The 21,393-nt window shown below is 74.5% G+C and carries 18 protein-coding genes, 1 tRNA gene and 1 pseudogene; 5 read left to right on the top strand and 15 right to left on the bottom strand.

Features of this window, described 5'->3' with window-relative positions:
- The 6 genes and pseudogenes from ACFU74_RS09560 to ACFU74_RS09535 form a co-directional block, all read right to left on the bottom strand.
- Nucleotides 1-1,185 (bottom strand): annotated as a pseudogene (locus ACFU74_RS09560) (hypothetical protein); the annotation flags it as partial.
- Between the two features lie 69 nt (nt 1,186-1,254).
- Nucleotides 1,255-2,256, bottom strand: a complete 1,002-nt coding sequence (locus ACFU74_RS09555) for an SMI1/KNR4 family protein (protein ID WP_380754311.1) — start codon at nt 2,254-2,256, stop codon at nt 1,255-1,257.
- Between the two features lie 155 nt (nt 2,257-2,411).
- On the bottom strand, nt 2,412-3,527 hold the full coding sequence (locus ACFU74_RS09550) for a DegT/DnrJ/EryC1/StrS family aminotransferase (RefSeq protein WP_380754309.1): 1,116 nt from the start codon (nt 3,525-3,527) through the stop codon (nt 2,412-2,414).
- A 64-nt stretch (nt 3,528-3,591) separates the two neighbouring features.
- A complete protein-coding gene (locus ACFU74_RS09545) occupies nt 3,592-4,740 on the bottom strand; it encodes a DegT/DnrJ/EryC1/StrS family aminotransferase (RefSeq protein WP_380754306.1) in 1,149 nt (382 codons plus the stop codon).
- A gap of 69 nt (nt 4,741-4,809) precedes the next feature.
- Complete coding sequence (locus ACFU74_RS09540; RefSeq protein WP_380754304.1) at nt 4,810-5,790, bottom strand: NAD-dependent epimerase/dehydratase family protein; 981 nt, start codon at nt 5,788-5,790, stop codon at nt 4,810-4,812.
- Nucleotides 5,787-6,950: a Gfo/Idh/MocA family protein gene (locus ACFU74_RS09535; protein WP_380754301.1), complete on the bottom strand. Its 1,164-nt coding sequence runs from the start codon at nt 6,948-6,950 to the stop codon at nt 5,787-5,789. Before ACFU74_RS09535 ends, ACFU74_RS09540 begins: the two co-directional genes overlap by 4 nt.
- 390 nt (nt 6,951-7,340) lie before the next feature.
- On the opposite strand from ACFU74_RS09535, the gene ACFU74_RS09530 reads away from it, so the two are divergent.
- Both ACFU74_RS09530 and ACFU74_RS09525 read left to right on the top strand, forming a co-directional pair.
- Entirely contained in the window at nt 7,341-7,805 is a 465-nt protein-coding gene (locus ACFU74_RS09530; RefSeq protein ID WP_380754299.1) for a YwqJ-related putative deaminase, read from the top strand.
- Nucleotides 7,806-7,949: 144 nt separating this feature from the next.
- Complete coding sequence (locus ACFU74_RS09525; RefSeq protein ID WP_380754314.1) at nt 7,950-8,441, top strand: SUKH-3 domain-containing protein; 492 nt, start codon at nt 7,950-7,952, stop codon at nt 8,439-8,441.
- Between the two features lie 11 nt (nt 8,442-8,452).
- Here ACFU74_RS09525 and ACFU74_RS09520 read toward each other — a convergent pair whose 3' ends face one another.
- The gene (locus tag ACFU74_RS09520) at nt 8,453-9,730 is read right to left on the bottom strand and encodes a sensor histidine kinase (protein ID WP_380754296.1); all 1,278 of its coding nucleotides are present in this window, start codon (nt 9,728-9,730) and stop codon (nt 8,453-8,455) included.
- 276 nt (nt 9,731-10,006) lie between these two features.
- Between ACFU74_RS09520 and ppc the strand changes: the two genes are divergently transcribed.
- Nucleotides 10,007-12,805 carry a phosphoenolpyruvate carboxylase gene (gene ppc / locus ACFU74_RS09515; protein ID WP_380754293.1) on the top strand — a complete coding sequence of 933 codons (2,799 nt, stop codon included), beginning with the start codon at nt 10,007-10,009 and terminating at the stop codon, nt 12,803-12,805.
- A 66-nt stretch (nt 12,806-12,871) separates the two neighbouring features.
- Here the strand turns inward: ppc and ACFU74_RS09510 are convergent, their stop codons facing one another.
- The 8 genes from ACFU74_RS09510 to ACFU74_RS09475 all read right to left on the bottom strand — a co-directional run bounded on the left by ACFU74_RS09510 (nt 12,872) and on the right by ACFU74_RS09475 (nt 19,292).
- Entirely contained in the window at nt 12,872-13,246 is a 375-nt protein-coding gene (locus ACFU74_RS09510; RefSeq protein WP_380754290.1) for a hypothetical protein, read from the bottom strand.
- Nucleotides 13,247-13,670: 424 nt separating this feature from the next.
- Nucleotides 13,671-14,207: a SigE family RNA polymerase sigma factor gene (locus ACFU74_RS09505; RefSeq protein WP_380754287.1), complete on the bottom strand. Its 537-nt coding sequence runs from the start codon at nt 14,205-14,207 to the stop codon at nt 13,671-13,673.
- Between the two features lie 119 nt (nt 14,208-14,326).
- Complete coding sequence (locus tag ACFU74_RS09500; RefSeq protein ID WP_380754284.1) at nt 14,327-14,599, bottom strand: hypothetical protein; 273 nt, start codon at nt 14,597-14,599, stop codon at nt 14,327-14,329.
- Between the two features lie 231 nt (nt 14,600-14,830).
- Nucleotides 14,831-15,412, bottom strand: coding sequence for an aminoacyl-tRNA hydrolase (gene pth, locus ACFU74_RS09495; RefSeq protein WP_380754281.1), 582 nt, complete (start codon nt 15,410-15,412; stop codon nt 14,831-14,833).
- A 108-nt stretch (nt 15,413-15,520) separates the two neighbouring features.
- Nucleotides 15,521-16,111, bottom strand: a complete 591-nt coding sequence (locus ACFU74_RS09490) for a 50S ribosomal protein L25/general stress protein Ctc (RefSeq protein ID WP_380754278.1) — start codon at nt 16,109-16,111, stop codon at nt 15,521-15,523.
- Between the two features lie 285 nt (nt 16,112-16,396).
- Nucleotides 16,397-17,374 carry a ribose-phosphate diphosphokinase gene (locus ACFU74_RS09485; RefSeq protein ID WP_380754275.1) on the bottom strand — a complete coding sequence of 326 codons (978 nt, stop codon included), beginning with the start codon at nt 17,372-17,374 and terminating at the stop codon, nt 16,397-16,399.
- Nucleotides 17,375-17,577: 203 nt separating this feature from the next.
- On the bottom strand, nt 17,578-19,047 hold the full coding sequence (gene glmU, locus ACFU74_RS09480) for a bifunctional UDP-N-acetylglucosamine diphosphorylase/glucosamine-1-phosphate N-acetyltransferase GlmU (protein ID WP_380754272.1): 1,470 nt from the start codon (nt 19,045-19,047) through the stop codon (nt 17,578-17,580).
- A 171-nt stretch (nt 19,048-19,218) separates the two neighbouring features.
- Nucleotides 19,219-19,292 (bottom strand) — tRNA-Gln (locus ACFU74_RS09475).
- A 243-nt stretch (nt 19,293-19,535) separates the two neighbouring features.
- On the opposite strand from ACFU74_RS09475, the gene ACFU74_RS09470 reads away from it, so the two are divergent.
- Both ACFU74_RS09470 and ACFU74_RS09465 read left to right on the top strand, forming a co-directional pair.
- A complete protein-coding gene (locus tag ACFU74_RS09470) occupies nt 19,536-20,606 on the top strand; it encodes a fatty acid desaturase (RefSeq protein WP_380754269.1) in 1,071 nt (356 codons plus the stop codon).
- 173 nt (nt 20,607-20,779) lie between these two features.
- The gene (locus ACFU74_RS09465; protein ID WP_350551889.1) at nt 20,780-21,382 is read left to right on the top strand and encodes a TetR/AcrR family transcriptional regulator; all 603 of its coding nucleotides are present in this window, start codon (nt 20,780-20,782) and stop codon (nt 21,380-21,382) included.
- The last annotated feature ends 11 nt before the right edge of the window (nt 21,383-21,393 follow it).

Below are 21,393 nucleotides of genomic sequence, written 5' to 3'. Positions count from 1 at the left end.
GGGCGGAGGCGGCGGCGGGGCGGAGGCCGGGTTGCGGCCCAGCCCGCCGGCCGGCGCGTCGACGGGCGGCGGCACCGGGGCCCCGGACCCGGGCGCGCCGGGCAGGCCCGCCAGGCCGGGCAGGCCGTCCGGCGCGGCCAGCATGGTCGGGGCGTGGTCGACGGCGGCACCCTGCGGCGGGACGGGTGTCCCGGGCGCGGGCGTCCCCGGACCTCCGGGCCCGGGTGCACCGGGCGCGCCGGGCAGGCCCGCCAGACCGGGCAGGCCGTCCGGCGGCGCCAGCAGCGTCGGCGCCGGCTCCACCGCCGCGGCCTGCGGCGGGACGGGCGTGCCGGGCACGGGCGTGCCGGGACCACCGGGCACGGGCGCGCCGGGCAGGCCCGCCAGCCCCGGCAGACCGCCCTCCGGCAGCAGCACGGTGGCGGCCTCCGAACCGGCCCGCGGCTCGCCGGGCAGCCCGGCGCCGTTGGTGCGCAGCCCGTCCGGCAGCAGCACGGTGGCCGCCTCGACGCCGGCGTGCGGCGCGGGCGGGCCGGCCGGCTCGTCGTGGCCGGGCGGCGGGGCGAGCATGGTCGGCGCGTCCCCGGCGGGCCGCTCGGAGACCGGCGGCGTGGTCAGGACGGCGGGCGCCGGCGGGGCCCCGGCCTCCACCGGAACCGGCGGCACGGCGGGCGGCCCCACCGACGGGGCCGGCGGCACGGGCGGAACCGGCGGCGCTGCGGGCGGCACCGGCGGCGCTGCGGGCGGCACCGGCGGCGCAGCAGGCTCGGCGGCCGCCGACGCCCCCGTCCCCAGCCGCTCCGCCTCCGCGGCGAGCGCCGCCTCGCCGGCCTCCTGGAGCCACTGCGGCGGGCTGAGCAGGAAGGACGTCGCCTCGACCGGCCCCGGCGCGGGCCGCGCCGCGCCGGCCGGGTTGGCCGCCACCGGCCGCCCGTAGGCCTCCTCGTACTGCCGGACCACCTCGTTGACGGGCAGCGCGGGCCAGAGCGTGCTCGCACCGGAGTCCCGGGCGATCACCAGCCGGGCCTCCCCCTCGGCACCGCCGGCGCCGTCGCCGGGCTGCACCGCCCAGCAGACGAAGCCCAGGTCGAACTCCCGGACCCGCACCTCGCGCTGCCGCTCCTGCGGCACCCCGCCGTTGATCCACTCCTCGGCGAGCTCCTGCGCCTGCGCGTACGTCACCACGCCCGGTTCACCCCTGTCCCCATCGTCCCCGCTCGTTCCAGACCCTCGGCGACCACCGCGGACGCCACGTCAGCCCACCGGGACGGCGCGGGCGAAGCCGCCGTCCACCATCAGCCCGGCGACCGTCTCCAGCTCCGCCGGACTGCCCGCCAGCCGCAGCAGGAAGGCGTCGAAGTCCTCCCCGCAGGGCAGCAGCAGCCGCCCGACCCGGTCCTCGGCCGCCTCGGGCGCCCCGGAGTCGCGGGCGTCGTCGTAGAGGCAGAACCAGACCGACCCGGCCCGCTCGCCGCGCACCTTCAGCGCCACGATGCCGCCCTGGGCGTAGGCGATGCCCAGGTAGTCCTTGGTGAGGTGGTCGCGCAGGCACTTGTTGGCGTAGACGACGTCCTCGGTGCCGTACTCCTCGGCGAGCGTCAGGAACGGCTGGTCGAGCAGCAGCCCGAGCTCCGGGTCGAGCGCCACGCCGACCGGGGCGCGGCCGCCGCCGAGCTTGAGGAAGGTCCGGTAGGCGCCGGGCAGCCGGTGGCCCAGCCGCTCCTCGGCGCGCTGCACGAGGTCCTCGGAGACGCCGATCGGGTCGCCGCCGTCCTTGGCGAGCGAGAAGTGCACCGGCCGCTTCTCCTGCAACGGCCGGGTGCCGCGGCGCGTATGGTCGGCGGAGGAGGTGGCCAGGCCGCCGTGGTGCCGCAGCAGCGCCTTGACCTCGACCGGGACCAGCTCCATCCGCCGCCAGCCCGGCGCGGCGCCGCCGACCGCGTGGTGCCAGGTCCAACCGGGCGGGGTGGCGACGGCGGTCTCCAGGTCGGCCCAGAGCGGGTGGCCCTGGGTGAACAGCGCGGCGTTGGCCGAGACGTAGTCGGTCAGCCGCAGCTCGTCGACGCCGAAGCCGACCGGCGGGTCGGCGACCTCGGCCGCCGCGGCTGCGTACGGGCCGAAGTCCGGGTAGCCGTGCTCGTCCACCCTGACCCCGGCGGGGTGCCGCTCCGCGCGGACCGGGTCCGGGAACTGCACCACCTGACCTGCGTACGCCGCGTTCGGTGCGGCGGCGACGCCGGGCCGACCTGTCGTCATCTGGGAGCCCCCACTGGCTGCTGCATGTTCTCGGTGCGCTTGTCGGCAACCAGCGTAGGGGGTGCGCCCGCGGCCCGGCCCCCCGCCCGCCGCGCCCGTGCGTGACCGGTGGACGGCGGGTGGGCGGCCGGAGGGTGGCCGGCGGGTGCGCCGGCTCAGGCCGCCAGGGCCTTGGCCAGCGCCTCCACCACCCGCTCCTGCTGCGCGGCGGTGATCTGCGGGTACAGCGGCAGCGTCAGCAGCTCCCCCGCGGCCCGCTCGACGACCGGGAAGGCCCCCTCGCGGTGGCCGAGGTGCCGGAACGCCGGCTGGAGGTGGACCGGCACCGGGTAGTGCACGCCGGCGCCGATCCCGGCCGCGTTCAGCGCGGCCAGCAGCGCGTCCCGCCGCCCGCGGCCCGCGCCGACCCGGACCGCGTAGAGGTGCCAGACGTGCTCGTTGCCGGGCGCGGTGCGCGGGGTGACGATCCCCTCGATCCCGGCCAGCATCCGGTCGTAGCGGGCGGCGGCGGCCCGCCGGGCCTCGTTCCAGGCGGGCAGCCGGCGCAGCTTGGCCCGGAGCACGACGGCCTGCAGGGCGTCCATCCGGGAGTTGAAGCCGAACCGCTCGTGGACGTACTTGCGCGCCGAGCCGTGGTCGCCGATCAGCCGCACGGCGGCGGCCAGGTCGTCGTCGTCGGTGACGACGGCGCCCGCGTCCCCGTAGGCGCCGAGGTTCTTGCCCGGGTAGAAGCTGGTGGCGGAGATCCGGCCGTACCGGGCCCGGCCGTCCTGGCGGGCCCCCTGGGACTGCGCGGCGTCCTCCACCACCGGGCGCCCGTCGGCCAGCTCCAGCAGCGCCGCCATCGGGGCGAGCTGGCCGCAGAGGTGGACGGGCAGCAGCGCGACCGCGTCCGCGAGCACCTCGGCGACCCGGGCCGGGTCGATCAGCAGGTGGTCGGGGTCGGCGTCGACCGGCACCGGGCGCAGACCGGCCCGCTGGACGGCCTCCGCGGTGGCGACGAAGGTGTTGGCGGGCAGCACCACGCCGCCGCCGGGCGGCAGGTCGAGGGCGCGCAGGGCGAGTTCCAGGGCGTCGGTGCCGTTGGCCGCGCCGACGCAGTGCCGGGCGTCGGAGAAGGCCGCGTACTCCTCCTCGAAGCCGGCCACCTCCGGTCCCTTGACGTAGCCTCCGCCGGCGAGCACCCGGTCGAAGCCGGCCCTGACCTCCGCCTCGATCTCGGCGTGCGCGGCCGCGAGGTCGACGAGCGGGACGGGCTGGTCGGTGGTCATCCTGTGGTCTCCCCTGGGCCGGTCGGTGGGCATGGCGGGCGACGGACGGAGGTGCGGCCGGGGCTCAGCCGAGCGCGGCCCGCAGGGCGGCCGCCACCCGGTCCTGCTGCTCCTCGGTCAGCGTGTGGAACAGCGGCAGGATCAGCGAGCGCCGGGTGAGCAGTTCGGTGGCGGGCAGCGGCACCCGGGCGGCCCCCTTGTACGGGGCCTCCAGGTGGGCGGCCATGATGCCGCGCCGGGCCGAGACGCCGGCCGCGGCGAGCCGGGCCAGCAGCTCGGCCCGGTCCGGGGCGCCGTCCGGCGGCAGCACCCAGCAGGACTGGTAGTTGGTGGTGCCGTGCTCCGGGTCGTCGACCGGCCGCAGTCCGGTGCCGGCCAGCAGGTCCCGGTAGCGGGCGGCGAGCTCGCGCCGCCGGGCGACCATGGCGGGCAGCTTGCGCAGCTGCACCAGCCCGACGGCGGCCTGGACGTCGGTCATCCGGTAGTTGAAGCCGATCTCGTCGTAGGTCTCCAGCACGCTCGCCCCGCCCGCCGAGGCGTGCCGGTCGGCGGCCGAGACGCTCATCCCGTGCTCGCGCAGCCGCCGCAGCCGGGCGGCGAGCGCGCCGTCCCGGCAGGTGACCATGCCGCCCTCGCCGGTGGTCAGCAGCTTGCGCGGGTGGAAGGAGTACGCGGCGAGGTCGGCGCCCGCGCCGGCCGGCCGGCCCCGGTACACCGAGCCGGCCGCGCAGGCCGCGTCCTCGACGACGGTGACGCCGTGCGGGGCGACGGCGGCCCTGATGCCGTCCAGGTCGACCGGCACCCCGCCCTGGTCGACCGCGATCACCGCCCTGGTCCGCCCGGTGAGCAGCGGTTCGACGGTGGCCGCGGTGAGGTTGCCGGTGGCCGGGTCGACGTCCGCGAAGACCGGTACCGCACCGACGTAGGTGACGGCATTGGCGGTGGCGACGAAGGAGAGCGAGGGGACGACCACCTCGTCCCCCGGCCCGACCCCCGCGCCGATCAGCGCCAGGTGCAGCGCGGTGGTGCAGGAGGAGACGGCGACGGCGTGCTCGACGCCCAGGTGCCCGGCGAAGGCCCGTTCGAACGCGGCGACCCGGGGGCCCTGGGCCACCCAGCCCGAGCGGACCGCGTCGGCGGCGGCCTCGGCCTCCTCCTCGCCGAGCCAGGGCACCATGACCGGGATGGTGGGCGGGACGGTGGTGCTGGACACAGGCGCGCTCCGGACGTGGCTCAGGGACGGTCGGGGACGGGGACGGTCGGGGACGGGGACGAGGGGGCGCTACTGCTCGCGCCACCAGGCGACCAGCCGGCGCAGGCCCTCGTCGAGGCCGAGTTCGGGCTTCCACCCGAGGTCGCGCTCGGCGGCGGAGATGTCCGCGAGCCGCCGGACCACACCGCCAGCGGTGCCCCGGGCCGGGCCGTGCTCGACGCCCAGGTCGGTGCGGTCCATCGCGGTGAGCAGCGCGTCGGCCAGGCCGCGCAGCGAGACCTCGCTCGCGCTGGCGATGTTGTAGACCCGGTCGGTGACGGGCGCGGCGGCGGCCAGCAGGTTCGCCCGGGCGATGTCCTCGGTGTAGACGAAGTCCATCGTCTGCGCGCCGTCGCCGAAGATCAGCGGCGGCTGCCCGGCGGCTATCCGCTCCATCCAGCGGATGAACACCTCGGTGTAGCGGCCGTGCACGTCCATCCGGGGCCCGTACACGTTGAAGTAGCGCAGCGCCACGTAGTCCAGGCCGGCCATGGCGTGGAAGGAGCGCAGCAGGCCCTCGTTGAAGACCTTGGCGGCCCCGTACAGGGTGTCGTTGTTGTAGGGGTGGTGGGTCTCCGGCGTGGGGAAGACCTCGGCGAGGCCGTAGACGGAGGCGGTGGAGGAGGCGACCAGCTTGCCGACGCCAACCTCGGCGGCGGCCTCGACCACGTCGAAGGTGCCGTCCACCATGACCTCCAGCGCCAGCCGGGGCTCGCCGGCGCACTGGGTGATGCGGATCGCGGCCAGGTGGAACAGCAGGTCGGTGCCGGGTTCGAGGAGCCGGCGCAGCAGCGCGCGGTCGCGGATGTCGCCCTCCACCATCCGCAGCTGCCCGGGGGCGGCGATCCGCTCGGCGCGGCCGAGGTTGGCCGTCCGGCCGCGGACGAGGTTGTCGAGCACGACCACCTCGCGGGCCCCGGCCTCGATCAGCTGGTCGACCACGGTGGAACCGATGGTGCCGGCGCCCCCGGTGACCAGGCAGCGGGAGCCCTCGATCTGTACAGCGTTCACCGCGTGGCGGCCCTTTCCTGAGCTTCGGACAGTGCGGAGTCGAGGCCGATGCCCACCGGGACGGTGGCACCGCCGAGTTCGAGGCTGAGCGAGGCCGCCTCCAGCAGCTGGAGCACCCGCAGGCCGGCCCGGCCGTCGGTGAGCGGGGCGCGGCCCTCGGTGATGGCGGCGGCGAACTCGGCCATCACGTTGCGCAGCGCCTCCTGCTCGACCAGGGCGGGGGCGACCATCGAGCCGACCCGGTACGAGATGAGCGCCCGGTGGCGGATCGCGTCGGTCACTTCGTCGGGCGGGGTGAGGTCGACGCCGCGGTCGTGGACGGCGAGCCGGGCCTGCGGGTTGAGGTCGTCCCAGACCAGGGTGCGCCGCGAGCCGCCGATCATCGTGGTGCGGACCTTGGTCGGCGAGAGCCAGTTGACGTGGCAGTGCGCCAGCGCGCCGTTGCTCAGCCGGACGGTCAGGTAGGCGACGCAGGCCCGGCCGGCGCCGATCGGGTCGGCCGCCTGGGCGGAGACGCCGACGGGGTCGACGCCCGGCGGCAGGACGAAGTCCAGGATCGACAGGTCGTGCGGGGCGAGGTCCCAGAGCACGTCGACGTCCGGCTGGACCAGCCCGAGGTTGATCCGCACCGAGTCGAAGAACTGGACGTCGCCGATCTCCCCGTCGTGCACCAGTTCGCGGATCCGGCGCACCACCGGGGTGTAGCAGAAGGTGTGGTCGCACATCAGCACCAGCCCGCGCTCCTCGGCGAGCGCCACCAGCTCGGCGGCCTCCGCGGCGGAGGTGGTGATCGGCTTCTCCACCAGGACGTGCTTGCCGGCCTCCAGCGCGGCCCGGACCAGCCGGTGGTGCGCGGCGGCCGGGGTGGCCACCGCGACCGCGGCGACCCGGTCGTCGGCCAGCACCTCCTCGAAGGAGGTGGTGGCGCGGACGGTGCTGTACTCGCCGAGCACCCGGCGGGACCTCGCCTCGTCCAGGTCGCAGAGCCAGTGCAGGCGCAGCGCCGGTGTCTGCTGCGCGTTGCGGACCAGGTTCGGGCCCCAGTAGCCGGCCCCGACCACCGCGATCCCGATCCGGCGGACCGGCGCGGGCGGTGGCGGCGCGCCCGGGGTGGGCACGTGCTCGCCCGGTGCCTCGTTGGCGGTTTCCCTCTCCGTCATCGCAAGACCCCCCTTGCCAGGCATCGGAGCCCCCCGGCCCCGGCGGCCCCAACGGCCATGGCGAGCAGCGGCGTTGCCGTTTCCCCCCGGAAACCCCCACCGGACCGGCCGACCCCTTGGACTCGCTGCTGGAACGCTACCGGCCGTCGCGACGGCCCGGGGGCGGATTCGGGAAACCCGGGGACGAGTGGTGATGATGCCGTGCGGATCCGGCCAACATTGCGTGCCCGCCCGCCGGTCGGCCGCACCCGCCGACCCCCGGATGTGCGGTTGTCAGTGTCATTTGACAGGCTGGCCCCTGACAGCCGTGCCACACCGGGCCGGGCGGAAGGGCCGGGCGGGAGGCGGACGGACGGACGACGAGCGGGACGACGAGGAGGGCGACGCGCCATGACCACCGGGGAACCGGCCGGGCCGCCGGTGCTGCGCCACCACCGCGACAGCCTGCTGCCCGCCGTCGCCGCCGCGCTGTCACTGAAGGGCGGCGAGGTGCAGACCCTGGCCGGCGACAAGTCAGACCGCCTCCCCGTGCTGCACCCGCTGGTCGGCGGCTTCCTCGACGCACTGCCGCCGGAGCACCGCGAGCGCTTCACCGGCCGCTGCCCGGAGGCGGTCCTGCTCTCCCGCTACCTGACCGCGGTGGACGGCCGGCGCTCCAAGCGCGCCGCCCGCAAGCCGATGAGCCTGCACGAGGCGCGCAAGGCGCTCAAGGGCGCCCGGCTGACCACCGTGCGGATCCGCGAGGAGCACGATCCCGCGCACGGCACCCACGCGCCGCCGTGCCGCTCCTGCGCGCCGCTGCTGGAGCACTTCACCGTCCAGAGCGTGGTGGTCGGCCCGGCCGCCGCCGGCTGACCGGTCCGCCGTACGGCCGCCCCCGCGCCGGCCGTTACGGCGCACCGCCCGTCCCCCGTCCCCGAGCCACCGGAGCCCGTCCTGAACCCGCCCGCCCCCTCCCCGTCCCCGACCGCGCCGCCTGCCCCGTCCGGAGGTCCCGCGCTGCGCACCCGCCCGCGCTTCCCGGCCGACGTCGCCGCCGAGCTCAAGGCGGCCGGCTGGCACCCCGGACGCTGGCAGATCCGGCAGGCCGAGGAGTGGGCCGACACCCTGGTCGGGTACGGCAGCCCGGCCGGCGTCCAGCACGCGGTGTTCCCGGCCGCGGTGGAGGCCTGGGCCGAGTTCGGCGGCCTCGCCTTCGACCTGGCGGGGCCCGGCCGGCAGCTGGCCCGCACGCCGTTCCTGGTCGACCCGCTGTGCGGCCTGCACCAGCCGCGCACCCTGGCCGACCTGGGCCGCGCCCTGGACACCAGGGTCGCCCCGCTCGGCGAGGAGGCGTACGGGCAGGCGCTGCTGGCGATCGACGAGGAGGGCCGGGTCTACAGCCTGGACCACACCGGCGAGTGGTTCCTCGGCCACGGCGTCGACCAGGCGATCTCGGCCCTGGTCCTGGGCACCCTCCCGGAACGGCTGCGCACCGCCGAGGACGGCTGAGCGAGGGGGAGCTAGACCAGCCGGTCCTGGCGGACCGCCAGCCGGGACGGCAGCACCGCCTCGACCCGGAACCCGCCGTCCCGCTCCGGCCCCGCCGAGAAGGTGCCGCCGAGCGCGACCACCCGCTCGCGCATCCCGACCAGCCCGTTGCCGCCGCTGGGCAGCGCGGCCGCGGTCCGCTCGCCGCCCGGACAGGCGTTCACCACGCTGACCCGCACGCCGTTCGGCGCGTACGCCAGCAGCACCGACACCTGTGCGCCGCCGGCGTGCTTGTGCGCGTTGGTCAGCCCCTCCTGCACCACCCGGTACGCGGTCTGCTCGGCCTCGCCGGTGAACTCCTGCCGGCTGCCGCTGACGGTCAGGGTGACGGCCATCCCGGCCGCCCGGGACTGGTCGACCAGCCGCGGCAGCCCGGCCAGCGAGTCCGGCTCCGGCCCGCGCTCGTCGGACATCCGCAGCACGCCCAGGATCTCCCGCAGCTCGTTGAGCGCCTGCCGGCCGACCTCGCCCATCAGCTTGGCGCTCTGCGCCGCCTTCTCCGGGTCCTTGGCGGCGATCCGCTCCAGCGCCCCGGCGTGCACCACCATCAGCGAGACCCGGTGCGCCACGACGTCGTGCATCTCCCGGGCGATCCGGGTGCGCTCCTCCAGCCGCGCCCGGCGGGCGCGCTCCCTGGCCTGCTCGGCCAGCAGGTCCAGTTCGGTCTCCAGGCCGTGCGCGCGGTCCTGGAGCGACTCGATCAGCCGCCGCCGGGCGCCGACGTACAGGCCGGTCACCACCGGCGCCGCGGTCGCGCCGGCCGCCACCAGCAGCGAAAGCACCACCTGGCCCCAGAACGGCGGCTGGTCGACCTCGACCACCGGGTCGACGGGATTGGCCATCGACATCAGGATGACGCCGGCCGTCTCGGCGTAGGCGAGCGCGGAGAGCGCCACCACCCGCCGGCGGCGCGAGGGCCACTCCCAGGTCTCGGCCAGCGTGTACAGCGCCACCAGCAGCAGCACCATGCTGGGCACGGCCGGCATCGCGAGCAGCGCGACCACCACCGGGACGGCCGGCCAGCGACGGCGCACCACCAGGGTGGCGCCGGCCAGCGCGGCGAACACCCCGACCCCGATCTGGGCCGCCACGCCGAGGTGGACCCGGCTGCCGATGTAGGTGATCGAGCTGGCCGCGCACTCCAGTGCCGCCAGGGCGGCGAGCCCGGCGTCCAGGAGGGCGCTGCGCCGACGCGGCCACCACAAGAACGACGACCGGTCCCGCGTGCGCTCCCCAGGCGACTTGCTCATGCCCCACAGACTACGGCGCCCCCCGGGCCCGCCCCCACCGGGTCGCGCCGGGAGGACGCGCGGCCGCCCGCCGGGCCTCCCACAGTGGTCCAGACCACATACGGTCCCGGGGCATGCCTGTCCGCCATCCGGCCACTTCGCGGACAGCGCCCCGGCCGACACCTATGCTGGTCGCGTCGGACAGCGCGGTCCGCACGCGTCACACCCGCCACACGCGGGGCGGCCCTGTGACGATGAGCCGTTGCCGAACACCCCACCACCCCGAGGGAGCCAGCCGTGACCGCTCCGGTCCCCAGCCAGGCGGACAACCCGACCCCCGTGGTCGCCGACAACGCCGCATTGCGCGCGGACATCCGTCGCCTCGGCGACCTGCTCGGCGAGACGCTGGTCCGCCAGGAAGGCCCCCAGCTGCTCGGCCTGGTCGAACAGGTCCGGCTGCTCAGCCGCACCAACGGCGAGGCCACCGCCGAACTGCTCTCCGACATCGACCTGGAGACCGCCGCCAAGCTGGTGCGCGCCTTCTCCACCTACTTCCACCTCGCCAACGTCACCGAGCAGGTGCACCGCGGCCGCGAGTTCGCCACCCGCCGCGCCCGCGAGGGCTCGCTGCTCGCGCAGACCGCCGACCAGCTGGCCGAGGCCGACCCCAAGCACCTCGGCGACACCCTGGCCCACCTCGCCGTCCGCCCGGTCTTCACCGCGCACCCGACCGAGGCGGCCCGCCGCAGCGTCCTCAACAAGCTCCGCCGGATCGGCGAGCTGCTCGACCGCATCCACCGCGAGGAGATCGCCGCCGGCCTCTCCCAGGCCGACCCGGCGCGGACCTCCTCCGCCCGCCGCCAGGCCGACCGCCGCCTCGCCGAGGTCATCGACCTGCTCTGGCAGACCGACGAGCTGCGCATCGCCCGCCCGGAGCCCACCGACGAGGCCCGCAACGCCGTCTACTACCTCGACGAGCTCTACCGCGACGCCGTCCCGCAGGTCCTGGAGGAGCTGCACGAGGAGCTCGCCCGGGTCGGCCTGGAGCTGCCCGACGGCGTGCGCCCGCTCACCTTCGGCACCTGGATCGGCGGCGACCGCGACGGCAACCCCAACGTCACCCCGCAGGTCACCTGGGACGTCCTCAACCTCCAGCACGAGTACGGCATCAAGGACGCCCTCGCCGCCATCGACGACCTGCGCAGCACCCTCTCCACCTCGGAGCGGCTGGCCGGCGCCTCCGTCGAGCTGCTCGCCTCGCTCAACACCGACCTCCACCTGCTCCCCGAGCTGAGCCCGCGCTACAAGCGGATGAACGCCGAGGAGCCGTACCGCCTCAAGGCCACCTGCATCCGGCTCAAGCTGGAGAACACCCGCGAGCGCCTGGCCGGCGGCACCCCGCACGTCGAGGGCCGCGACTACCTCGGCACCCGCGCGCTGGTCGCCGACCTGCGGATGATCCAGGACTCGCTGCGCGCCCACCGCGGCGGGCTGATCGCCGACGGCCGGCTCGCCCGCGCCATCCGCACCATCGAGGCGTTCGGCCTCCAGCTCGCCACCATGGACGTGCGCGAGCACGCCGAGGCCCACCACCACGCGCTCGGCCAGCTCTTCGACCGGCTCGGCGAGGAGGCCTGGCGCTACGCCGACATGCCCCGCGAGTACCGCCAGCGGCTGCTCGCCAAGGAGCTGCGCTCGCGCCGCCCGCTCGCCCCCACCCCGGCCCCGCTGGACGCCGCCGGTGCCAAGACCCTCGGCGTCTTCACCACCATCCGCGAGGGCTTCGAACGGTTCGGCGACGAGATCGTCGAGTCGTACATCATCTCGATGTGCCAGGGCGCCGACGACGTCTTCGCCGCCACCGTGCTGGCCCGCGAGGCCGGCCTGATCGACCTGCACGCCGGGATCGCCAAGATCGGCATCGTGCCGCTGCTGGAGACCACCGACGAGCTCCAGCAGGCCGACCGGATCCTCGACGAGATGCTCTCCGACCCCTCCTACCGGCTGCTCGTCTCGCTGCGCGGCGACGTCCAGGAGGTCATGCTCGGCTACTCCGACTCCTCGAAGTTCGGCGGCATCACCACCTCCCAGTGGGAGATCCACCGCGCCCAGCGCCGGCTGCGCGACGTCGCCCACCGCTACGGCATCCGGCTGCGGCTCTTCCACGGCCGCGGCGGCACCGTCGGCCGCGGCGGCGGCCCCTCGCACGAGGCCATCCTGGCCCAGCCGTGGGGCACCCTGGAGGGCGAGATCAAGGTCACCGAGCAGGGCGAGGTCATCTCCGACAAGTACCTGCTGCCCTCGCTGGCCCGGGAGAACCTCGAACTGACCCTCTCCGCCACGCTGGCCGCCTCCGCGCTGCACACCGCCCCGCGCCAGGCCCCCGAGGAGCTGGCCCGCTGGGACGCCGCGATGGACCGGGTCTCCGAGGCCGCGCACACCTCCTACCGGGCCCTGGTCGAGCAGGACGACCTGCCGAAGTACTTCTTCGCGGCCACCCCGGTCGACCAGCTCGCCTCGCTGCACCTGGGCTCCCGCCCGTCCCGCCGCCCCGACTCCGGCGCCGGCCTGGACGGCCTGCGGGCCATCCCGTGGGTGTTCGGCTGGACCCAGTCCCGCCAGATCGTCCCCGGCTGGTACGGCGTCGGCGCCGGCCTGGCCGCCGCCCGCGAGGCGGGCCTGGGCGACGTGCTCGACGAGATGTACGGCCAGTGGCACTTCTTCCGCAACTTCCTGTCCAACGTCGCCATGACGCTGGCCAAGACCGACCTGCGGATCGCCCGCCACTACGTCGAGCAGCTGGTGCCCGCCGAACTGCACCACGTCTTCGACCAGATCCAGGCCGAGCACGACCTCACCCTGCGCGAGGTGCTCCGCCTCACCGGGGAGAACGAGCTGCTGGAGCACAACCCGGTGCTCAAGCAGACCTTCGCGGTCCGCGACGCCTACCTCGACCCGATCTCCTACCTCCAGGTCGCACTGCTGCGTCGGCAGCGCGAGGAGGCCGCCACCGGCCGCCACGAGGACCCGCTGCGGGCCCGCGCCCTGCTGCTGACCGTCAACGGCATCGCCGCCGGCCTCCGCAACACCGGCTGACCGGCCCCGGGACGTCACAGGGCCCCGCGGCGTGGGAACACGCCGCGGGGCCCTCCCCCGTACCGGTCAGCGGACCGGTCGTACTTCGATGACCTCCGCGCCGTAGCGGGCCAGGATGTCGGCCCGGGCGGCGTCCGCCTGGTCGGTGACCACGGAGATCCCGCCACCGTCCTCGGACAACCAGACGCTCTGGATGGTCACCCCCTTGGCCGCCCAGTAGGCGCTGTCGGTCTGCTGGATCCGCCTCGCCAGCTCCACCAGGTACCTGCGCGGGGCCACCGCGTCCGTGAAGCGGATCGTCACCCCGAGGTGCGGGACGGTGTCCAGCACCGTCCGGTCGAAATCGCCCCCCGGAACACGCATCACCCACAGCTCGTCGGTCAGCCGGTCCTCACAGGTCCCGAAGAACTGCTTCGGATACTGCGCGCCGAATCCCAGCACGTCGGAATGCACCTTGGACAGATCGCCGATGTCCCGCCCGGCGCCGATGCCCGTCGAGGGCCCCGGCGACCGGACGGGCGGCGGCGACCAGACCGATGACGTCGCCGTCAACTCCGTCCACCGCCTCAGCCGGAGCGCCTCCGGCCCTCCCCTGCACTCCAAGGGATACGCCGTGGACGGCCCCGGCCACGAGGACGCGGCGGGCGGTCCCCCACCCCCGACGTCGAGCTCTGCCACCGTCCCGGCTCCCAGCACCAGCGCGATCGCCGCCACGACCGACCGCGCCACCCCCCGCCGCCGCGCCCTGCGCCGGCCTGCCGACCGGAGTTCCGCCACCGGCGGCCGCCCCCGCACCACTGCCGCCCGGGCGTCGAGGCGGACGACGAGCTCATCCTCGAACCCGTCCGGCTCCGGCCCCCTCCTCTCACCCGTCATGACAAACCATCTCCCGTACCGGTGCCAGCTCCTGCCGGAGCGTCCTCATCGCGCGCGCCAGATGGGTCTTGGCCGTCGCGGTCGAGCAGCCGAGCTCCTCGGCCACCTGGGCCACCGACAGGTCGACGTAGTACCGCAGCACCACCGCGGTCCGCTGACGGGGCGGCAGCGACCTCAGCGCCGCCTCCAGCTCCTCGTCCCGGGGGTCCGCCGCGGCCACCGGGGACTCCGGCAGCAGCGGCGTCAGCACCTCCCGGCGGGTCCGCCGCCACCGTGACACATGGGTGCGGACCATCGCCCGGCGTACGTACGCCTCGGCCGCGCCAGGGTCGCGGATCGCGCCGCGCCGCACGTACACCCGGGACAGGGCGTCGTGCAGCAGGTCCCGCGCGTCGTGGACGTTCCCCGTGATCAGGAAAGCGCCGCGGAGCAGTGCCTGGTACCTCGCCGCGACGAACTCGTCGAACGGATCGTCCCGCCGGGTGTCCTCGGTGAAGCCCCCCGGCCGCATCGATTCGCGCTTCATGCCAAACAGACGCACGGGCGGGCGCCGACGGATGACACGTCCCGGAAAAAAGACCGGCCGGAACACCGGAGGGGCCGGGAACGGGTCGACCCCGTTCCCGGCCCCTCCTCAGAGTCCGTTCACTGCCCCGCTTCGCCCGCCCGGTGGCGCTTGACCCACAGGGCCGCGCCGCCGGCCGCGACGACCAGCCCGCCGCCGACGGCCAGCAGGCCGGCGTCACCGCCGACCGAACCGCCGAGCACCGGGCCGAGCTGCGCCGAGACGGGCTCCGGGGACACCACACCCGGATCGGGTTCCGCGATCGGGTCGGCGTACGCCGCACCGGCCCCGCCCAGCAGCACCCCGGCAACGCCGAGCGCTCCCGCGGTGCCCAGCGCACCCGCCGTGCCCACCCGCCGTCCGAGCCTTCCCAGCCGAACCACCCGGATCCGCCGAAGGCGCCGGACCGGCCGCAAACTCCGCATCGAGAACTCCCCAACCCGTTCGCGTACTGGCCTGACGCTATCCGATCGGCACAGATTTCTCACAGGGATTCAGGTTTGGTCCCCCAAGAGTTGTACGACTGTTGCCCGGCCGGACCACCGTCCTTCCCCTGGGGAAGGAGGCGGGCCCCTGACCCCGGCTCAGGTGTTGTAGGTCGACTGGGCCCGCTCCAGGCCCTCGGAGAGCAGCGCCTCCACCGCGTCCGCCGAGCGGTCCACGAACCACTCCAGGTCCTTGCGCTCGGTGGCGGAGAAGTCCTTCAGCACGAAGTCCGCGACCTCCATCCGGCCCGGCGGGCGGCCGATCCCGCACCGCACCCGGTGGTAGTCCGGGCCGAGCGACTTGGTGATGGACTTCAGCCCGTTGTGCCCGTTGTCGCCGCCGCCCAGCTTCAGCCGCAGGGTCGCGTAGTCGATGTCCAGCTCGTCGTGGACGGCCACCAGCGCGGAAGCCGGGACCTTGTAGAAGTCGCGCAGCGCGGTGACCGGCCCGCCGGAGAGGTTCATGAACGACATCGGCTTGGCCAGCACCACGCGCCGCCCCGCCAGCCGCCCCTCGGCGACCTGGGCCCGGCTCTTGTGGGCCTTGAACTTCGCGCCCATCCGCTGGGCCAGCAGGTCCACCACCATGAACCCGATGTTGTGCCGGTTCCGGGCGTACTGCTCCCCCGGGTTGCCCAGCCCGGCCACCAGCCAGGGGCCCTCGTACGACTCGTCGTTCATCCCACCGCTCCTCGTGGTCATGTTCACCGCCATCATCCCGGACACGCCGCTGCCCCGGCCGCTCCAGCGGGAGCGACCGGGGCAGCGGTCTCAGACTGTGCGAGAGGCTCAGGCCTCGGCGCCGGCCTCGGCCTCGGCGGCCTCCTCCTCGGCCGGGGCGGCCTGGGCGGCGATCACCTGGAGCACGACGGCGTCGGCCTCGACGGCCAGCGAGACGCCGTTCGGCAGGGCGATGTCCTTGGCGTGGATCGAGGCGCCGGCCTCCAGGCCCTCGACCGAGACGGTGACGGCCTCGGGCAGGTGGGTGGCCTCGGCCTCGATCGGCAGCGCCTGGAGGACGTGCTCCAGCAGGTTGCCGCCCGGGGCCAGCTCGCCCTCGGTGTGGACCGGAACCTCGACGGTGACCTTCTCGCCGCGCTTGACCAGCAGCAGGTCGACGTGCTCGATGGTGCGCTTGATGGCCTCGCGCTGGACGGCCTTCGGCAGCACGTACTCGTCCTTGCCCTCGATCGGCACGACCAGCAGGGCGTTCGGGGTCTTCAGGGCCATCATCAGGTCGTGGCCGGGCAGGTTCAGGTGAACCGGCGCGTGGCCGTGGCCGTAGACGACACCGGGGACGAAGCCGGCACGGCGGGCGCGACGGGCGGCACCCTTGCCGAACTCGGTACGGGTCTCGGCGGCAAGGCGGATCTCGGACACGACTGCACTCCTCGTGAAAGCTGGCGCGGGGGTGCAGGCAACGCGAAAAACCGCCGGGACCACACCCTCATAACGTTCGGGGGTCACTCGGCGGCGCACGACCTCTGCCGGAAGTCCGGGACTCCGGAACCGGCAGCGCGTCGATCACGGAGCGGGCACCCGCGGTGCGGGCACACGGCATCCCTCGCCGAGCAGTTTCACGAGTCTAACCGGAGTCACGGCCTCTCGCGAAATCGGCGGCGGCCCCGGTCCCTACGGAACCGGGGCCGCGCGCACGGGGCTTGGTCAGTGCACGCCCTCGAAGAGGCTGGTGACCGAGCCCTCCTCGAACACCTCGCGGATCGCGGCGGCGATGGACGGGGCGATCGACAGCGTGGTGATCTTGTCCAGCTGGAGCGAGGCCGGGGTCGGCAGGGTGTTGGTGAACACGAACTCGCTGACCCGGGAGTTCTTCAGACGGTCCGCCGCCGGGCCGGAGAGCACGCCGTGGGTGGCGGCCACCAGGACGTCCGCGGCACCGGCCTCGAACAGCGCGTCGGCGGCGGCGCAGATCGTGCCGGCGGTGTCGATCATGTCGTCGACCAGGACGCAGACCCGGTCCTTGACGTCACCGACGACCTCGGCCGACAGGATGGTGTTGGCCTGGGTCATGTCGCGGCGCTTGTGGATGATCGCCAGCGGCGCACCGAGCCGGTCGCACCACTGGTCGGCCACCTTGACCCGGCCGGCGTCCGGGGAGACCACGGTGAGCTTGCCGCGGTCGACCCGCCCGCCCACGTAGTCGGCCAGCAGCGGCAGCGCGAACAGGTGGTCCACCGGGCCGTCGAAGAAGCCCTGGATCTGCGCGGTGTGCAGGTCCACGGCCATCAGCCGGTCGGCGCCGGCCTGGCGCAGCAGGTCGGCGACCAGACGGGCGGAGATGGGCTCGCGGCCGAGGTGCTTCTTGTCCTGGCGGGCGTACCCGTAGAACGGCAGGATCGCGGTGATGCTCCGAGCGGAGGCCCGCTTCAGAGCATCGATCATGATCAGCTGCTCCATGATCCACTGGTTGATGGGAGCCGTGTGGCTCTGCATCACGAAGCAGTCGGCGCCGCGGGCCGACTCCAGGAAGCGGACGTAGATCTCACCGTTGGCGAAGTCCAGGGCCTTGGTCGGAACCAGTTCGGTCCCCAGCGACGCGGCCACCTCCTTCGCCAGCTCCGGGTGGGCACGGCCGGAGAAGAGCTTCAGCTTCTTCTCGCCCGACGTCGTGATCCCGCTCACTGCCACCGTCTCCTCGCGTTGCTGACGTCGATCCCGTCCGTACCGCGGGCAGGCGTCCGCCAGCCGGCGAGAGGGGTCGGGGGAATTGTCGGTACGCCTGGACACGGGCGGTAGGCCCAATGGCGCACGTATGACCCCAAGGTTACGCGCCCGCTCGCGAACCGTCCGCCCCGGGACCTTGCGCCGGGCCTCCGCCCGCCCGCTCAGGCCTCCGTCGCGGCCTGTTCGTCGCGCTCCGTCGCCACCGTCGCGGCCTGCGCCGACGCGGTCCCCGGGCGCTTGCGCTGCACCCAGCCGGCGATGTTCCGCTGCTGGGCCCGGCCGACGCCGAGCGCGCCGGGCGGGACGTCGCCGGTGATCACCGAGCCGGCGGCGGTGTAGGCGCCGTCGCCCACCGTGACCGGCGCGATGAACATGTTGTCGGATCCGGTACGGCAGTGCGCACCGATCACCGTGCGGTGCTTGTTGACGCCGTCGTAGTTCACGGTGACCGAGGCGGCGCCGACGTTGGTGCCCTCGCCGATCGTGGCGTCACCGATGTAGGAGAGGTGCGGCACCTTGGCGCCCTCGCCCAGCTCCGAGTTCTTCACCTCGACGTAGGTGCCGACCTTGGCCTTGCGGGCGAGCCGGGCACCCGGGCGCAGGTACGCGTACGGGCCCGCGGTGGCGAGGTCGCCGATCTCCGCGCCGTCCGCCGTGGTGTTGCTCACACGCGCGCCGGCGCCGACCCGGGTGTCCTTGACCGTCGAGTTCGGGCCGACCTCGCAGCCCTCGCCGAGGTGGGTGGTGCCCTGCAGCTGGGTGTTGGGCAGCACCACCGCGTCCGGCTCGTAGGAGACCTGGACGTCGAACCAGGTGGTCGCCGGGTCCACCACGGTCACGCCGGCCCGCATCGCCCGCTCCAGCAGGCGGTCGTTCAGCAGCCGGCGGGCGTGCGCGAGCTGCACCCGGTCGTTGATGCCGAGGATGTCGCGGTAGTCGGCGGCGACCACGGCGCCCACCCGGTGCCCGGCCCGGCGCAGGATCTCCAGGGTGTCGGTGAGGTACTCCTCGCCCTGCGCGTTGTCCGTGGTGACCTCGGCGAGCGCGTCCACCAGCAGCTTGGCGTCGAAGGCGAACACGCCGGAGTTGATCTCGTCGATGGCCCGCTGGGCGTCCGAGGCGTCCTTCTCCTCGACGATCGCCGCGACCGCGCCGTCCGCGCCGTCGCGCAGGATCCGCCCGTAGCCGAACGGGTCCGGCACCACCGCGGTCAGCACGGTGACGCCGTTGCCCTGCTCGGCGTGGGCCGCGGCCAGCGCGCTCAGCGTCCCGCCGGTCAGCAGCGGCGCGTCGCCGGTGGTGACGATCACCGTGCCGTCGAGCTCGATCCCGTCGGCCGCCAGCGTCTCCAGCGCGGTGCGCACCGCGTGCCCGGTGCCGTTCTGCTCCTCCTGGACGACGGCCCGGGCGCCCGGGTGATGCGCCGCCAGGTGCCCGGCCACCTTCTCCCGCATGTGCCCGATGACCACGACCAGCTGCTGCGGCGTCAACTCCTCCGCCGCCGCCACCGCGTGGCCGACCAGCGACCGCCCGCAGACCTCGTGCAGCACCTTCGGGAGGCTGTTCGACTTCATCCTGGTCCCGCCACCGGCGGCGAGGACGACAACGGCGGCAGGCGAATTGGCACTCACGGGGGGAGGCTCCTCATTCGGTTACACGGGAGGGCAGAGCTGCCAGCGGCGGGACCCGCACGTCAGCGCCCTGGCCGCTTCGAGGATAGTGCGCGGAGCATGACCGTTCCTCCGGCCCCGGGGACCGTCGCCCGCCGACCGCGCCACCGGCCGGGCCGACCGGCCCTGAGATGGCTCCCGGAGGAGGATTCGAACCCCCATAAGCTGGACCAAAACCAGCTGTCCTGCCCTTAGACGATCCGGGACCGGCGCGTCCGTTCCCGTTCCCGGGGACGCGCTTCGCCAAGACTACGGGGAATGGGCCGTCACATCTACCTCCTCCGGCCTGCCCGCCGGGGCCCCGTCCGAGAACCGGATGTCATCCATCCAGTCGGGTGAATTCACTCAAGCGCCGCCCGGCTGCGTATTCCCTCGGTGGCGGAGCGCAACCTACGATTCCGTAGGTTACGCCAACGTAGCCTCCGTCCTCTCCCCCGCAAGGGACGCCCATGACCATCCAGGCCGGCGAGGCGCACGCCGATTCCGCGCGCCCCCTCGACTCCTCCGCCCCCGGACCCGACGCCCCCGACCCGTCCGCCACCGCCGCCCCCGACCCCGCCTCCGCCTCCGACCCCGCCTCCGCCGTCCCGGACGCCGGGACCGGGGCGCGACAGATCTCCGCCACCCGCGGCGGGGAGCGGCAGGGCGCCGCCGAGCGGATCGCGCTCGCGCTGTTCATCGCCGTGCCCTTCGCCGCCCTGGTCGCCGCCGTCCCGGTGGCCTGGGGGTGGGGCCTCGGCTGGACCGACGTCGCGATCGCCACCGTCATGTACTTCCTCACCTGCCACGGCATCACCGTCGGCTACCACCGCTACTTCACCCACGGCGCCTTCAAGGCCAACCGCCCGCTGCGGCTCGCCCTCGCGGTGGCCGGCTCGCTGGCGATCGAGGGCCCGCTGGTGCGCTGGGTGGCCGACCACCGCAAGCACCACCGGTACAGCGACAAGGACGGCGACCCGCACTCGCCCTGGCGCTACGGCGAGACCGTCCCCGCACTGCTCAAGGGCCTGTGGTGGGCCCACATGGGCTGGCTCTTCGACGAGGAGCAGACCCCGCAGCTCAAGTACGCGCCGGACCTCGTCCGCGACCCGGCCATAAGGCGGATCTCCCGGCTGTTCTGGCTCTGGACCACCCTGTCGATGCTGCTGCCGCCGCTGGTCGGCGGGCTGGTCACGCTTTCCTGGCAGGGCGCGCTGTCCGCCTTCTTCTGGGGCTCGCTGGTCCGGGTGGCGCTGCTGCACCACGTCACCTGGTCGATCAACTCGATCTGCCACGCGGTCGGCCGCCGGCCGTTCCGCTCCCGGGACCGCTCCGGCAACGTCTGGTGGCTGGCCGTGCTCTCCTGCGGCGAGTCCTGGCACAACCTGCACCACGCCGACCCCACCTCGGCCCGGCACGGCGTCCTGCGCGGACAGCTCGACTCCTCGGCCCGGCTGATCCGCTGGTTCGAGCTGGCGGGCTGGGTCCGGGACGTCCGCTGGCCGGACGCGCAGCGGATCGCCGCCCGCCGCGCCGCATGAGGGCGCACCTGCAGCATGATGTAGGGGTGAACGGGAGCAGCGCAGACAGCACAGGCGGCCACCAAAGCACGCGGACGGACGCCGCGCCCGGTCCGGCGCAGGCCCGTCCGCGTGCCGCCGCCGGGCCGGACGCCGCTGCGGCCACGCCGCGCCGGCGCGGCGGCCGGGTGCGGATGACCGGCAAGCAGCGCCGGGAGCAGCTGCTGGAGATCGGCCGCACGGTGTTCGCCGAGCGCGGCTACGACGGCACCTCGGTGGAGGAGATCGCCGAGCGGGCCGGGGTGTCCAAGCCGGTGGTGTACGAGCACTTCGGCGGCAAGGAGGGGCTGTACGCGGTGGTGGTCGACCGCGAGATGCAGCTGCTGCTCGACATGGTGACCGGGGCGCTGACCGGCGGGCACTCGCGCGAGCTGCTGGAGCAGGCGGCGTTCGCGCTGATGGACTACATCGACACCTCGACGGACGGCTTCCGGATCCTGGTCCGGGACTCCCCGGTGGCCCAGTCGACGGGTACCTTCGCCTCGCTGATCAGCGACATCGCGACCCAGGTGGAGGACATCCTGGGCCTGGAGTTCAAGGCGCGCGGCTTCGACGCCCGGCTGGCGCCGATGTACTCGCAGATGCTGGTGGGGATGGTCGCGCTGACCGGCCAGTGGTGGCTGGAGGTGCGCAAGCCGGAGAAGGCCGAGGTGGCCGCCCACCTGGTGAACCTGGCCTGGCACGGCCTGGAGGGGATGGAGCGGCACCCCAAGCTGGTCGGCGAGCGCAAGGCCTGAGGGCGCCGGCC

The organism is Kitasatospora sp. NPDC057500 (assembly GCF_042802195.1).
Taxonomy (GTDB): domain Bacteria; phylum Actinomycetota; class Actinomycetes; order Streptomycetales; family Streptomycetaceae; genus Kitasatospora.
The sequence above is the reverse complement of the archived record's forward strand: the minus strand, read 5'-3'. Positions and strand labels throughout refer to the sequence as shown.